At 37.5% G+C, this 14360-nt stretch carries 13 protein-coding genes and 1 other annotated feature; of the genes, 1 reads left to right on the forward strand and 12 read right to left on the reverse strand.

Going from position 1 to position 14360, the window contains the following annotated elements; translation table 11 throughout:
- Window positions 1–124: 124 nt before the first annotated feature.
- The 5 genes from V7112_RS09055 to V7112_RS09075 form a co-directional block, all read right to left on the reverse strand.
- Window positions 125–1063 (reverse strand): ABC transporter ATP-binding protein, encoded by a 939-nt coding sequence (locus V7112_RS09055; RefSeq protein WP_335418025.1) that lies wholly within the window; start codon window positions 1061–1063, stop codon window positions 125–127.
- A gap of 1 nt (window position 1064) precedes the next feature.
- The gene (locus V7112_RS09060; RefSeq protein ID WP_335418029.1) at window positions 1065–2123 is read right to left on the reverse strand and encodes an ABC transporter ATP-binding protein; all 1059 of its coding nucleotides are present in this window, start codon (window positions 2121–2123) and stop codon (window positions 1065–1067) included.
- 12 nt (window positions 2124–2135) lie between these two features.
- Window positions 2136–3053, reverse strand: coding sequence for an ABC transporter permease (locus V7112_RS09065; RefSeq protein WP_335418033.1), 918 nt, complete (start codon window positions 3051–3053; stop codon window positions 2136–2138).
- A gap of 3 nt (window positions 3054–3056) precedes the next feature.
- The gene (locus tag V7112_RS09070; RefSeq protein ID WP_335418035.1) at window positions 3057–3992 is read right to left on the reverse strand and encodes an ABC transporter permease; all 936 of its coding nucleotides are present in this window, start codon (window positions 3990–3992) and stop codon (window positions 3057–3059) included.
- Window positions 3993–4072: 80 nt separating this feature from the next.
- The gene (locus tag V7112_RS09075; protein WP_335418038.1) at window positions 4073–5710 is read right to left on the reverse strand and encodes a peptide ABC transporter substrate-binding protein; all 1638 of its coding nucleotides are present in this window, start codon (window positions 5708–5710) and stop codon (window positions 4073–4075) included.
- Between the two features lie 172 nt (window positions 5711–5882).
- Window positions 5883–6119 (forward strand) — a binding site (T-box leader).
- Window positions 6120–6207: 88 nt separating this feature from the next.
- On the opposite strand from V7112_RS09075, the gene trpS reads away from it, so the two are divergent.
- Entirely contained in the window at window positions 6208–7197 is a 990-nt protein-coding gene (gene trpS, locus V7112_RS09080) for a tryptophan--tRNA ligase (protein WP_335418040.1), read from the forward strand.
- Window positions 7198–7257: 60 nt separating this feature from the next.
- Here the strand turns inward: trpS and V7112_RS09085 are convergent, their stop codons facing one another.
- From V7112_RS09085 to V7112_RS09115, 7 genes are all read right to left on the reverse strand, one after another.
- Entirely contained in the window at window positions 7258–8007 is a 750-nt protein-coding gene (locus tag V7112_RS09085) for a YjbA family protein (protein ID WP_335418043.1), read from the reverse strand.
- Between the two features lie 102 nt (window positions 8008–8109).
- A complete protein-coding gene (locus V7112_RS09090) occupies window positions 8110–8289 on the reverse strand; it encodes a hypothetical protein (RefSeq protein ID WP_438823876.1) in 180 nt (59 codons plus the stop codon).
- Between the two features lie 194 nt (window positions 8290–8483).
- Window positions 8484–9392, reverse strand: a complete 909-nt coding sequence (gene opp4C / locus V7112_RS09095) for an oligopeptide ABC transporter permease (protein WP_335418049.1) — start codon at window positions 9390–9392, stop codon at window positions 8484–8486.
- A gap of 17 nt (window positions 9393–9409) precedes the next feature.
- Window positions 9410–10360: an ABC transporter permease gene (locus V7112_RS09100; protein ID WP_335418052.1), complete on the reverse strand. Its 951-nt coding sequence runs from the start codon at window positions 10358–10360 to the stop codon at window positions 9410–9412.
- Between the two features lie 140 nt (window positions 10361–10500).
- Window positions 10501–12171, reverse strand: a complete 1671-nt coding sequence (locus V7112_RS09105; protein WP_335418055.1) for a peptide-binding protein — start codon at window positions 12169–12171, stop codon at window positions 10501–10503.
- A gap of 114 nt (window positions 12172–12285) precedes the next feature.
- Window positions 12286–13308 (reverse strand): ABC transporter ATP-binding protein, encoded by a 1023-nt coding sequence (locus V7112_RS09110; RefSeq protein WP_335418057.1) that lies wholly within the window; start codon window positions 13306–13308, stop codon window positions 12286–12288.
- Window positions 13305–14288, reverse strand: a complete 984-nt coding sequence (locus tag V7112_RS09115; protein ID WP_335418060.1) for an ABC transporter ATP-binding protein — start codon at window positions 14286–14288, stop codon at window positions 13305–13307. The genes V7112_RS09110 and V7112_RS09115 overlap by 4 nt, the downstream gene beginning before the upstream one ends.
- Window positions 14289–14360: the final 72 nt, after the last annotated feature.

Here is a 14360-nt window from a genome sequence, read left to right on the forward strand (position 1 = left end):
CAGTTAATGCTGAAAAATTTCCTTTGAAAAATCGTGGCATCCGCCGGAGGCTTTAATTATATTTAGCAGAAGTGGCTAACTCCTACTAAATATAATTAAAAAATGGCCCTAATGAAAGGCCATTTTAGCTGTATTTTGCTTTATATTCTTTGTACTCCTTTTCTGAACATGAAACGAGATGTCCTGGTCTAATTTCACGGAGCTTTATCTCTTCATTTTCAGAATAGCCATGTTCTTTTGGATCATAAATTAGTCGTTTTCGATTTCGTTCATAATCAGGGTCTGGCAGTGGAATTGCTGATAACAATGATTTTGTATATGGATGAATGGGGTTTAAATATAAGTCGTTCGCATCTGCAAGCTCAACGATTTTTCCGAAATACATAACTCCTATACGGTCACTAATATATTTCACCATCGACAAATCATGTGCAATAAATAAGTAAGTTAATCCTTTTTCTTCTTGGAGTCTTTTCAATAGATTGACGACTTGCGCTTGAATGGAAACATCTAAAGCTGAGATAGGTTCATCTGCAATAATAAAGTCTGGTTTTACCGCAAGTGCACGTGCGATTCCAATCCGTTGACGTTGTCCTCCAGAGAATTCATGTGGATACCGATTCGCATGCTCCCGGTTTAGTCCAACTGTTTCCAAAAGTGAATATACTTGTTCCATTCGCTCACTATTGTTTTGGGCTAATCCATGAATATCAATACCCTCAGCCACAATATCCGCTACAGTCATTCTTGGATTTAAAGAAGCATATGGATCCTGGAAAATCATTTGCATTTTCCGGTTAAACTTTTTCAACTCTTTTTTGGACTTTTTCCCGTGAACATTTTCTCCATTAAAAATAACCTCGCCACCCGTAGCATTATATAGGCGAATAATGGTCCTTCCAGTAGTTGATTTTCCACATCCAGACTCTCCCACTAGACCTAATGTTTCTCCTTTATAAATATCAAAGGTAATTCCGTCCACTGCTTTTACCATATTAGGTTTTCCAACATTAAAATATTGCTTTAAATTTTTAATTTCAACTAATTTTTGTTTTTCTGCCATTTCATTCATCATCCTTTCTGTCTTGCTTTTCGGATGAGAAGTTTTTCATTCGACGTTTTACGGCTTCAGGCGGTTCCACTTTTGGTGCGTCGGGATGAAGTAGCCATGTTGCAGCATAATGTGTATCTGAAACCTTAAACATTGGTGGTTCCATTTCATAATCAATTTTCATAGCAAAACGATTTCTTGGTGCAAACGCATCTCCCTTTGGAGGATTTGTAAGGTCAGGCGGTGACCCTGGAATAGCCATTAACTCTGTCTGTTCATCGTTATCTAGACTAGGCATTGACGATAATAACCCCCATGTATAAGGATGCTTTGGGTTATAAAAAATTTCATCTACCGTCCCGTATTCAACTATTTTTCCAGCATACATTACAGCAACCCTATCTGCGACATTGGCCACTACGCCTAAATCATGTGTGATAAAAATAATCGATGTTTCCAGTTTTTTTTGGAGGTCTTTCATTAATTCTAAGATTTGTGCTTGAATCGTTACGTCCAGTGCCGTGGTTGGTTCGTCTGCAATCAATAATTTAGGACTTGAAGCCAATGCAATGGCAATCATCGCTCGCTGTCTCATTCCACCACTAAATTCATGCGGATATTGGTTTACTCGCTTCTCTGGGCTAGCAATTCCTACAAGTCGTAGGAGTTCAATTGCACGGTCCTTTGCATTACCCTTCGACATGTTTTGATGTTTTATCAAAACCTCCATTATTTGCATGCCGACCTTCATTGTTGGATTAAGGGAAGTCATCGGGTCCTGAAAGATCATGCCAATATCCTTCCCTCGAATCTTCTCCATTTCCTTGTTGGTTTTAGGAACAAGGTCTTCTCCGTCAAAAAGGATTTGTCCTTTCGTAATTTTTCCAGGTGGCATTGGAATAAGTTTCATGATTGTCTGCGAGGTTACACTTTTTCCAGACCCTGATTCCCCGACAATTGCAAGTGTTTCACCCTTATATAAATCAAAATTCACACCGCGGACTGCCTTTACTTCACCCGCATAGGTTTGAAAAGCGACTTCAAGGTCTTTTACTTCTAATAACTTGTCCATTTACTCACTCCCTTACTTGCGCAGCCTTGGGTCTAATGCGTCTCGCATTCCATCGCCGATTACGTTAAAAGCAAAGATCGTGACACAGATCAAGGTAGCTGGAAAGAACAATCGCCATGGATAATATTCAAATGCTGGCAAGCCTTCTGAAGCCATAGTTCCCCAGCTAGCAAGAGGAACCTGCACACCTAAGCCAAGATAACTTAAAAAGGATTCCGTAAAGATTGCATTTGGAATTGTTAATGTCATCGTAACTAAAATCGGACCCATGGAATTCGGAATCAAGTGCTTAAACATAATTCGCTTAACGTCAGCACCTAGCGTTTGAGCGGCTAGTACATATTCCTGATATTTCAACTGCAAGACTTGTCCTCTAACAATCCGCGCCATATTAATCCATCCAGTTATCGTCATCGCAAGAATCATCGTGCCTAATCCTTGTTCGAGAATAACCATAAGTAAAATAACTAGTAGTAAATATGGAACACCATATAAAATATCTGCGAATCTCATCATAAATTCATCGACTTTTCCACCCATATAGCCAGATATACCACCCCATAAAACACCAATTACAAGGTCAATAACAGCCGCTGCAAGTCCAATAAATAAAGAGATTCGTGCTCCTTCCCAAGTCCTAGTAAAAACATCTCTTCCCAATTCATCTGTTCCAAACCAATGCACACTTGATGGTGCTTCATTGGCATGTGTAAGGTCTGTTGTTCGATAATCAAATTCATTCATCATTGGTCCAAAAATTGCCATGATTAGTAATAAAATTAAAAGAACTACACCTACCAATGCAAGTTTATTTTTCTTAAATCGAGACGTGACATCCTTCCAAAAAGATAAACTTGGTTTTGAAATTTTTTCAGCTTCATTCTCGTTCATTGTTGCGGGCGTAAACATTTCCTTTGGAATATTCTGCATTAATTAGTCTCCTTTCTTCGCCCCAGATAGCTTGATGCGAGGGTCAATAAATCCGTACAAAATATCGACAAGGAGAACAGAAATCAAGAGTAAGATACTATAAAAGACAGTGACTCCCATAATCACGGTATAATCACGATTTGTAATACTCGTAACAAATTCGTCCCCTAATCCAGGTATTCCAAAGATTTTTTCAATGACAAAGCTACCCGTTAAGATTCCTGCTGTTAATGGCCCCATATACGAGACAACTGGTAGCATTGCATTTCGAATTGTATGCTTAATTGTGATTGTGCCTTGAGCTAATCCTTTTGCACGAGCTGTTTTAATATAATCATTGCTTAACACCTCAAGCATACTTGATCGTGTTAATCGTGCGATAAAGGCCATTGGTGAAGCAGCTAGTGCAATTGCAGGTAAAATCGTATGCATAAATGATTCCCATCTTGCAACTGGAAAAATATCCAGCTTAATGGCGAAGATATATTGTAAAATCGTAGCTAAAATAAAGCTTGGAACGGAAATCCCTAAAACAGCGACAATCATGGCAGAATAATCCTGCCATTTATTATGATAAAGAGCAGCAATTACACCTAATATAACGCCAATTGCAATCGCGATTAAAATCGCCTCAATCCCTAAGAAAAAGGAAATTGGAAATCCATTATTAATAATTTCATTAACAGTCATTGCTTTATATTTGAAGGAGGGACCAAAATCCCATCTTGCCACATCATATAAATAGTTAAAATACTGTTTATATAAAGGTTGGTCTAACCCATAATGGGCATTTAGCGCCGCTTCAATTTCTGGCGGTACTTCCTTTTCTTTTGTAAACGGACCACCAGGAGCCGCTTGCATTAAGAAAAATGTGGCGGTTACAATCAAGATGAGCGATATCACCATGTAGATTAATCTCTTAATTATATATTTAGCCACTTTATACACCTCCCATTAACCCTTTTCAAAAAGTGAGGTATATAGGTCGACTATATACCTCACAATTTTGCTTACTTCTTTTATTCAAAATAAGCCCACTTAAATTGAGCATCACCTAATGGTGAAATAACAACGCCTTTCAGATTCTCATTTTGAACCCAGTTGTTTGTGTAGAAGTAGATTGGTGCAATGGGCATTTCACTAATTACTACTTTTTCCGCTTCTTTTAGAAGGTCAAGACGTTTATTCTTATCTGTTTCAACAGCAGCTTGTGCGAGAAGATTATTAAAGGTTTCACTAGTCCAGCCTGTATCATTATTACCTTGTGGTACTGTATAGATTTCAAGGAAGTTTACAGGGTCATTGAAGTCAGCTAACCAACCTGTACGTGCAATCTGGAAATTACCTGTATCAACATTATCAAGAAATACAGTCCATTCCGCATTATTAAGGGTGACTTCAACTCCTAATTCCTTTCTCCACATATCCTGGATTGCTTGAGCAATTTTTTGATGCCCTTCAGATGTATTATAGGAAAGGGCAATTGGGGGAAGCTCCGATACATTGGATAATCCCAGTTCATCTAATGCTTTTTGTAAATGCTCCTTTGCTGCCGCTACATCATTATCCTTGAAATAACCTTTCTCATTTTCCTTAAGTATTGTCGTAGGAACTAAAGCCATTGCTGGAATTTGTCCACCTAGTGCAACATTCTCTACTATCGCTTTTCGATTGATCGCATATGCAAATGCTTTACGTAGATTTTCATTTTGGAACGGCTCCTTGTTAATATTAAACTTATACCAATATGTTCCGGCAATTGTGCTTTTTTGGAGTGTTCCTTCTTTTTCTAAAGTAGGAATAACATCCGTTGGCAATGCCGACATCGGTGCCCCAGCCCAATCTAATTCTCCTTTTTTGAAGCTTTGGTACTCTGTACTCGGGTCATTAATCATATCCATTGTGATTTTCTCTAACTTTACTGAATCGGCATCCCAATAGTCCTTATTTTTATTAAGGGTAATAGTTGCTGATTTATCTGCAATCACAAATGGCCCGTTCGAGACATAAGATTCATCAACACGGTTTGCCCAGTCTGGGTTGTCCTTTGCGATTTTACTATTTACCGGAAAATAGGTATAAAAAGCAGTCAACTCTAAGAAATAAGCAGTAGGATTTAAGAGTTTAACCTCTAATGTTTTATCATCAATTGCCTTAATACCTACATTCTGCATTTTATCGATTGATATATCTGGAGTATCGTATGCGTTTTTTGCTCCCTCAATATAGTTATAAATTTGTGAAGCATAGTCAGATTGATTTCCAGGAACGAGCACCCATTTCCATGCATACTCAAAATCATGGGCAGTAACTGGGTCACCATTTGACCATTTCGCATCACGAATAGTAAACGTATACGTTTTTCCATCCTCAGACACATCAATTTTTTCAGCCATTGCTTCTTCTGGTTCCCCATTTTTACTAATTCGAGTTAAACCTTCAAAAGCATGGTTGAGTACTACTCCAGATGTAGAGTCGGTTGCTAAGCCTGGATGTAATGTTGGAGGTTCAGAACTAATATTTATTCTCAGTTCTTGCTTAACTCCTTCCCCCTTTGCCCCGCCACCTTCTTCTTTTCCATTGTCAAATGTTCCACAGGCTGAAAGCACGAGAGCACTTGTAAAAAGTATACTTAATAGCCAAGATAATTTTTTCAAACAGTCTACCTCCCAAGTATGTAATTTGATATTTGTTTCTAAAAGTTATACGCTACTTATGTTGTTTCAAAACGATATATCTTATGCGTATTTGTTTCCTATGTTTTACCATTAATTTTTGCTTCAATACTTGCATTTTAGTTTGAAAAGAATATAATAAAAATAATATGAATAACGTGCGATGAAGAAGAGTAGTACATATGAATACCATTTGGAGGGTATCCTCTTGCAGAGAGTCTGTGGTTGGTGAGAACAGATAATGGAGCATATGGAATGGACTTATGAGCATCTTTACTGAAAATTAAAGTAGGTAAAGACGTGTTCTCCTTACGTTACAAGGATACGAGAGATTTTACTCCATAAGAGTAAAATAACTAGGGTGGCAACGCGGTAACCATTCGTCCCTAACATTAAATTGTTAGTGGCGAATGGTTTTTTATTTTGTCATTTACTACTCTACTCATTTTCACAGTTTTTTTAAAAAGGAGAGAATCAAGATGCAAACTATTTTTTCCGGGATTCAACCAAGTGGATCCGTAACATTAGGGAATTATATCGGAGCGATGAAACAATTTGTTGAATTGCAAAATGAATATAATTGCTTCTATTGTATTGTGGACCAACATGCGATTACTGTACCACAGGACGCTAAAAAATTACGCGAAAATATCAAAAGCTTAGCTGCACTATATTTAGCAATTGGGCTTGATCCAGAAAAAGCAACTCTATTCATTCAATCAGAGGTTCCTGCACATGCTCAAGCAGGTTGGATGTTACAATGTGTCTCTTATATCGGTGAACTTGAGAGAATGACACAATTTAAAGATAAGTCACAAGGAAAAGAAGCAGTTGTGGCTGGATTATTAACATATCCCCCACTTATGGCTGGAGATATTCTTTTATACAATGCAGACCTTGTTCCAGTCGGCGAGGATCAAAAGCAACATATTGAATTAACTCGCGACCTGGCAGAAAGATTCAACAAAAAATACCGTGAAATCTTCACGATACCTGATGCCAGAATTCCTAAAGAAGGCGCTAGAATTATGTCATTACAAGATCCAACCAAAAAAATGAGTAAATCGGATCCAAACCCAAAAAGCTTTATTGCTTTACTCGATGATCCAAAACAAATTGAGAAAAAGATTAAAAGTGCTGTAACAGATTCAGAAGGTATAGTGAAATTTGATAAGGAAAATAAACCTGGCATTTCAAACCTTCTTACCATCTATTCAAATTTCAGCAATAAATCCATTGAGGAAATCGAAGCTCTATATGACGGAAAAGGGTATGGAGTATTTAAAGCAGACCTAGCAGAGGTTGTATTGAACGAAATTCGCCCTATTCAAGAAAGATATTACGACATCCTAAACTCATCAAAATTAGATGAAATTCTAGATGCTGGTGCGGAAAAAGCAAATAAAGTGGCAAGTAAAACCGTTAAAAAAATGGAAAATGCCATGGGCCTAGGTCGAAAAAAAAGGTAATGAAACGAAAAAAAGGATTTGTACAAATACAAATCCTTTTTCCATTGCCTTTAATTAAAGTTAAACTTTTGATTCATGTTCCATTTCCCAAAGCTTTTCAAAAAATGGTTGGCCTTTAATTAGGTTTTCACATAGTTGGACATGTTTGCCTGTCCAACCGTTTCTAGTTTCTTCATAGAGGTTTTGCCATACATCCTCAAACTGCATTTCCTGAATTTCTTGGTATCTGGACGGATTCCATTCCGTATACCAATACCTGATTTCTGCCACATTTTTCGTTGATGCTAACTGATCTAACGCCATAAACAAAAGCTGCTTTAGCTGCCTTTCCTTACGGGTTAAGCCTGCCATTTCAACAGGTGATGGAGATAAAATATGATATTCCTTTTCCATTGTAGTACCCTTACTATCAAAGGTATAAGGAATCGCTTCATGTCCATTCACCATTTCATAAACGAGCTGTTCCTGCCTTGGAATTAATCGACTTTTCCGAATCGGGATGTTGTAGCCTATTGTGTCTATCGCCATAATTCCGTGACCGTCTGTCACAACAAAACAGTAATCTAGCTGAATCCGTTCATGATTTTTACGAACATACGCTTTTTGGTAAACATCCATTAGAAGTTGCTGTGGAAGTTCCATTAAATCATTCTCGATGTAGTTAAACAATGGAGACTCAATTTTTAGCAAAGGTACCTGGTCTAACAGTTCAACACTATCATCCTTACGCCATTCATGGAAGTGGCAAACGTTGTAACCATTTTCTTCACCTTCAAACCAATTTACCCAAATATCATGAAGAAACAACATTTATTACCCCTCACTTCAAAGCTGTTTGTCAACAGTATAGGCAGAAGGAGAAAATTTTATTCCATATTATTCATGTATTGTTAGAAAAATACTTATAGATAGTTATTCTTTTTTAGCTCGCATTGAAGGATAGTAAATACTAAACCAAATCATTGCTAAGCCCACTACAACTAGATAACATTCTACTCTTCTACTAATAAATTGTAAGTATTCCCAAAAGGATAGTCCTGTAGTCGTTAGATTTAAATAACCAATGGTTGTAATGCCTCCACAAACTGCCAAACCAAACCCAACTAAATATAAAAAAGCCCTACCCATCCGCATACCATAAAATACTGTAATAGAAATACTTTCTCAATTGAATCACCTGCTCGTCCCATTTCCTTACTATAATCTATGGGTCGCGCTTACAAAAGATGACAAAAATCAATGTAGAAATTTGAGATCAAAAAAAGCCAAGATGGCATCTTGGCTTTTTAGTCATTTATTTTTGGATCAAGTGCGTCACGAAGACCATCACCTACGAAGTTAAAACAGAGTACTGTAATTAAAATCATTAAACCTGGTGCAGTTGGAACCCACCACTGATTAAGCATGATTGTAATACTCTGAGCACCTTGAAGCATATTCCCCCAGCTTGGTGTTGGTGGCATTATACCCAATCCAAGGTAACTAAGAGCAGATTCTGCTAAAATAACTCCCCCAACATTTAATGTTGCTGCAACAATGATTGGACCCATTGCGTTAGGTAGAATTTCCCTAAAAATAATCGTAAAGCTTCTAGTTCCAATTGTTTTTGATGCTAAAACAAATTCACGACCACGTAATGATAAAAACTCACCTCGTACCAATCTGGCAGTGGTCGTCCACCCTGTAAGTGCAAAGATAAGAATTAACTTATCAACACCTGGGTTAAAAATCGTTACAAGTGTAATAAGCAAGAAGATTTGTGGAATTGAGAGCATGATATCAACAAATCTCATGATCATTGCATCAACAATACCACCGAAATATCCTGCAATTGCACCAAGTGCTGTTCCGATTGTAATTGCCCCAGCAACTGAAGCAAACCCAACTAATAATGAAATTCTTGCTCCATACAATAATCGAGTTAAAAGATCTCGTCCAAATGTATCTGTACCTAATAGATGTTCCTTACTAGGGTTTACTAGTCGTTTGAACAAATCCTGTTTATCCGGATCATGTGGTGTTAATAACGGTGCAAATACCGCTGATAAGATTATTAAAATCAATAATACCGCACCGATAATGGCAAGTTTATTTTTCATGAACTTACGCATCATTATTTTCGTCATAGTATCTGCCTTTGAACTTAAACCTTGTAGTTCAATTTCGTTTCCTGATGCTAAATTAGGCTGTGCCATCCTTATTTCCCCCTTCTCTAGTATTCAATTCTCGGATCAAAGATAGCATAAAGAATATCGGCTATAAGGTTTCCTACTACTACTAATACAGAGGAAATAACTGTTATTGCCATTACAATTGGATAGTCACGTTGGAAAGCAGAATCAACAAATAATTTACCAAGTCCCGGCCAACCGAAAACAGATTCTACAATAACCGAACCACCGATGAAACTTGGTATCATGATTCCAAATATCGTTATAACCGGAATTAATCCGTTTCGTAATCCATGCTTTGCGATTACTTTTCCTTCTCTGAAACCTTTTGCTCTTGCAGTTCGCATATAGTCTTGGTTAACAACCTCGATCATACTCGAACGTGTGTATCTTGTTAAACTCGCCATATCTGCTGTAGCTAAAACAAACGCTGGCAAGATTAGATGATGAATGCGATCCCATATGCTAAATGGTGCATTCAGTGTTTGTGTACCTGCAGCCGGGAACCAGTGTAAGTGAACAGAGAAAATCATAATTAAGATTAATCCAAACCAAAAATTTGGGATAGCTAGTCCTAAAAATGAAGACACTGTAACTGTATAGTCAATTTTAGAATATGGTCGTACTGCTGAGATTACACCAAATGGTACGGCGATAGCGATGGCTAATATAGTAGATACTCCCATCAATAAAAGTGTATTAGGCAATCGATTCCAAATTAATTCAGATACATCTCTACCTTTTTGAATAATTGAATTACCAAAATCACCTTGTAACATGTTACCTAACCATTTGAAATATTGAATATGGATGGGATCATTAAGACCGTACTTCTCTATAACAACTGCTCGGTCCTTTGCACTAATATTAGGATCCATCAGTAGTGAAGTGGGATCACCTGGAGCCATATGCATAATTGCAAATGAGATGATGGTAATTCCTAATAATAGGGGAATAGCCATTAATGTTCGACGGATGATATAAGATACCATAGCTATTTCTCCTTCACAATTTAATAAATTCGTCTATGTTTGATCTAGATACGTATATCTAGGAATTTTCGGTTTCCAAAAGAAAGAGGGAAGGGAAACTTTACCCTTCCCTCTGCAACTATCATGATTGTTAAATATTATTAGTTTGCAGGTTGTAACCACCATTTGTGTGCATTGTAGAATGGATTACGAGAATGGAATTCATAACCTTGTAATTCATTCGGCATAGCACGGAATTCTTCAGGATAATACAAGAATGTGTAAGCTTGATCTTCTACAATGATTTGGTAAAGATCTTTGTGAATTTCTTTGTATTTCTCAATGTCAGTTGTTTGTCTTGCTTCTTCCATTAACTTGTCAGCTTCTTCGTTCTTATACCAAGCGAAGTTTAAGCCTTCTTCAGATTGTGAAGAGTGGAAGATATCATATTGGTCAGGGAATGTTGATAATGCCCAACCAAGAATCATAGCTTCGTAATCCCAGTTTGGAGCAGAGATTTGCTCAATGAAAGCAGACCATTCAACGATTTCTGGTTTTGCTTCAACACCAATTTCTTTAAATTGTTGTTGTAATACTACAGCGATATCTTCACGGATTTTGTTACCTTGGTTCGTTTTGATAGAGAATGATAATTCTTTACCATCTTTATCTAAGATATTGTTACCGTTTGTATCTTCCCAGCCAGCTTCTTTAAGTAATGCTTTCGCTTTTTCTAAGTCATAATCGAATTGTGGAACATCATCATTGTAAGTCCACATTAATGGGCTATCAGGAGCGTTAGCTGGTTGACCAGCACCATTCATAATGCTTGAAACGATTGCTTCTTTGTTAACAGCGTGAGTGAATGCTTGACGAACACGCTTGTCTTGGAATCTTTCATCCTTTTGGTTAAATGCTAAGAAAGTGTATGAAAGTGCTAAACCATTCTCAACTTTAGTACCATCGATTGCTTTAACTGTGTCAACTTCAGTTCCAGGAACTGCGTTGTACATGTCGATTTCACCAGCTTGTAATGCAGCAACTAGTGCGTTAGCATCTGCTACATAACGAGTAGTGATTGTATCTAAGTGTGGACGACCATCAAAATAGTCATCGAATGCTTCAACTTTTACATATTCTCCATCTTTCCACTCAACAAATTTGAATGGACCAGTTCCGATTGGGCTCTTAGTGTTGAATTCAGCTTCATGTAGTTCACCTGCTGGAATATCTTTTAGGATATGTTCAGGTAATACTGAATAGCTTAAAGTCGTTGGGTAGAAAGTTACGTCTACTTTGTTTAAAGTAAATTTAACAGTGTAGTCGTCAATCTTTTCAACTTTTTCCATGCTTTCAAAGTTTGATTTACGCTCAGAAACTACATCTGGGTTTTTCATCAACATGTAAGAGAATACAACGTCATCAGCTGTCATTTCTTCTCCGTCATGGAATTTAACACCTTGCTTAAGTTTTACAGTGTACTCTAAACCATCTTCTGAAGCTTGGATATCTTCAGCTAGGTCATTTTGTACTTCTAGGTCTAAGTTTACTGTTACTAATCCATTGTAAATGAAACCTTCAATGTCACTTGAAGCAGTATCAGTTGAGAAATATGGGTTGAATAATGTTGGGCTACCAGCAGATCCAACAACTAGATCTCCACCATCAACTGGGTCATTGTTTTTTGGTTCTTCCTTCGGTGTTTCTTCCTTTGGCTTTTCTTCTTTTGGCGTTTCAGAAGCTTTTTCTCCGCCACCTGAACAAGCCGCTAAGAAAAGTGACATTACAAGTGTTAGGACTAAAAATAGCCATAAGCTTTTTCTTAACTTCACGTTTGTTTCCCCCTATCATTTTGTTAGAATTTTTAGATTTTACTGCGTAAATCGATCCCTCTTAGGTGCATCTCCTCCCTTCAAAGAATCTATATATATTCTGTGCAGCCACCTTTATTCGAAAAGGTGACATGCAACAAAATGCCCTTGTTTGACTTCTTTAAATTCTGGCACTAACTGGCGGCAAATATCGGTTGCGGCCGGACAACGTGTGTGGAACACACATCCACTTGGCGGATTCGAAGGACTCGGAAGCTCTCCTTTAAGTACAATTCGTTCTCTTTTAATTGCCCCTGATCTTTTAGGAACAGGTACTGCAGATAATAATGCTTGTGTATATGGATGAAGCGGTTCAGCATATAAATCTTCTTTATTTGCTAATTCCATCATTCTACCTAAATACATAACTCCCACTCTATCACTAATATGTCTTACAACACTCAAGTCATGTGAGATAAAGATGTACGTTAGTCCAAATTCTTCTTGTAGATCTTCCATTAAGTTAATAACCTGTGCTTGAATCGATACATCGAGTGCTGATACAGGTTCATCTGCAATAATTAATTCCGGATTTAAAGCGAGTGCTCTTGCAATCCCGATTCTTTGACGCTGTCCCCCTGAGAATTCATGTGGATATCTGTTAATAAAGGAAGAGTTTAAACCAACAGTTTCCATTAATTCCTTTACTTTCTCTTCTCGTTCTTTTGCGGTGTAAAGTTTATGAGTAATCAATGGTTCCTTAATAATAGAACGCAAAGTCTTTCTCGGATTAAGGGTTGCGAAAGGATCCTGGAATACCATTTGAATGTCTCTTCGAACAGTTTTTCTTAATTCACTTTCAGACATATGGGTGATGTCTTTCCCCTTAAAAATGATTTTTCCATCAGTCGGTTCATACAATCGAATAATGGTTCGTCCAGTTGTAGATTTTCCACAACCTGACTCTCCAACTAGTCCAATTGTTTCACCTTTTTTAATTTGTAGGCTGATGCCATCAACCGCTTTAACATTTCCTACATTTCGCTGTAAGAGACCAGCCTTGATTGGAAAGTATTTTTTTACGTCTTGAAGCTCAAGGATGATATCACTCTTTTCCTGTGATGCCTCAACTTTCTTTTCTTCATGTGTTGAAATCATGCTTTTGCCCCCTCGTCATCATATAGGAAACAGCGAACTGCTCTGTCTTTACCCATTTGTTTTAGCTGAGGTGCTTCTGAAAAACAGCGGTCATAAGCTTTTGAACAGCGCGGAGCAAATCTGCATCCTTTCGGCATATTCTCTGGTGATGGTACGTTTCCTTCGATTGATTGAAGGCGTCCAATTTCACCTTCTAATGCAGGTATTGAGTTCATCAGTCCAACCGTGTATGGGTGTAATGGTTCGTCAAATAAATCATCAACTGGTGATTGCTCGACAACTTGGCCACCGTACATAACTACGATATTATCTGCTACCTCTGACACGACTCCCAAATCATGGGTGATTAAAAGAATCGAAGTATCAAACTTACGGCTCAGGTCCTTCATTAAATCAAGAATTTGAGCCTGGATTGTAACGTCAAGTGCTGTAGTAGGCTCATCCGCAATAAGAAGCTTAGGATTACAGCTCATTGCAATGGCAATCATGACCCTTTGTCGCATACCACCTGAGAGCCGATGTGGATAATCATTGATTAATTCAGCTGCCCTTGAGAAACCAACCATTTCCAGCATTTCTATTGCTTTTTTTGTTGCCTCTGCTTTGGACATTTTTTGGTGATACATCAGTACTTCAATTATTTGTTCACCAACAGTAAGAACTGGATTAAGTGATGTCATTGGTTCTTGGAAAATCATTGATACTTCATTCCCGCGAACCTTACACATTTCTGCTTCTGATAAATCAACAAGGTTTCTACCATCAAGAATGATTTCGCCTTCAACGATTTTTCCTGGTGGACTTGGTACTAGCTTCATAATAGAAAGCGAGGTAATACTTTTACCAGACCCAGATTCACCAACTATTGCTAAGGTTTCACCTTTATTTATTTTCAAATCAACGCCATCTACGGCAGGTATTACTGTTTTCTTTTTGTAGAAGTATGTTTTTAGATTTTTTACTTCAAGTAATGTAGCCATAAATTAGGATCACCTTCCTTATCGGAACTAAAACAAGTTCACTCATTATTCAAAATATAATATATTTAGAGA

It is taken from the genome of Bacillus sp. JJ1566, assembly GCF_036962685.1.
Taxonomy (GTDB): Bacteria; Bacillota; Bacilli; order Bacillales; family Bacillaceae_L; genus Ferdinandcohnia.

What these genes read in the sequence shown, in the direction of transcription:
- V7112_RS09110 (WP_335418057.1), bottom strand. Translation starts at nt 13,308, where the DNA reads ATGATTTCAACACATGAAGAAAAGAAAGTTGAGGCATCACAGGAAAAG.
- trpS (WP_335418040.1), top strand. Translation starts at nt 6,208, where the DNA reads ATGCAAACTATTTTTTCCGGGATTCAACCAAGTGGATCCGTAACATTA.
- V7112_RS09055 (WP_335418025.1), bottom strand. Translation starts at nt 1,063, where the DNA reads ATGGCAGAAAAACAAAAATTAGTTGAAATTAAAAATTTAAAGCAATAT.
- V7112_RS09060 (WP_335418029.1), bottom strand. Translation starts at nt 2,123, where the DNA reads ATGGACAAGTTATTAGAAGTAAAAGACCTTGAAGTCGCTTTTCAAACC.
- V7112_RS09100 (WP_335418052.1), bottom strand. Translation starts at nt 10,360, where the DNA reads ATGGTATCTTATATCATCCGTCGAACATTAATGGCTATTCCCCTATTA.
- opp4C (WP_335418049.1), bottom strand. Translation starts at nt 9,392, where the DNA reads ATGGCACAGCCTAATTTAGCATCAGGAAACGAAATTGAACTACAAGGT.
- V7112_RS09115 (WP_335418060.1), bottom strand. Translation starts at nt 14,288, where the DNA reads ATGGCTACATTACTTGAAGTAAAAAATCTAAAAACATACTTCTACAAA.
- V7112_RS09065 (WP_335418033.1), bottom strand. Translation starts at nt 3,053, where the DNA reads ATGCAGAATATTCCAAAGGAAATGTTTACGCCCGCAACAATGAACGAG.
- V7112_RS09085 (WP_335418043.1), bottom strand. Translation starts at nt 8,007, where the DNA reads ATGTTGTTTCTTCATGATATTTGGGTAAATTGGTTTGAAGGTGAAGAA.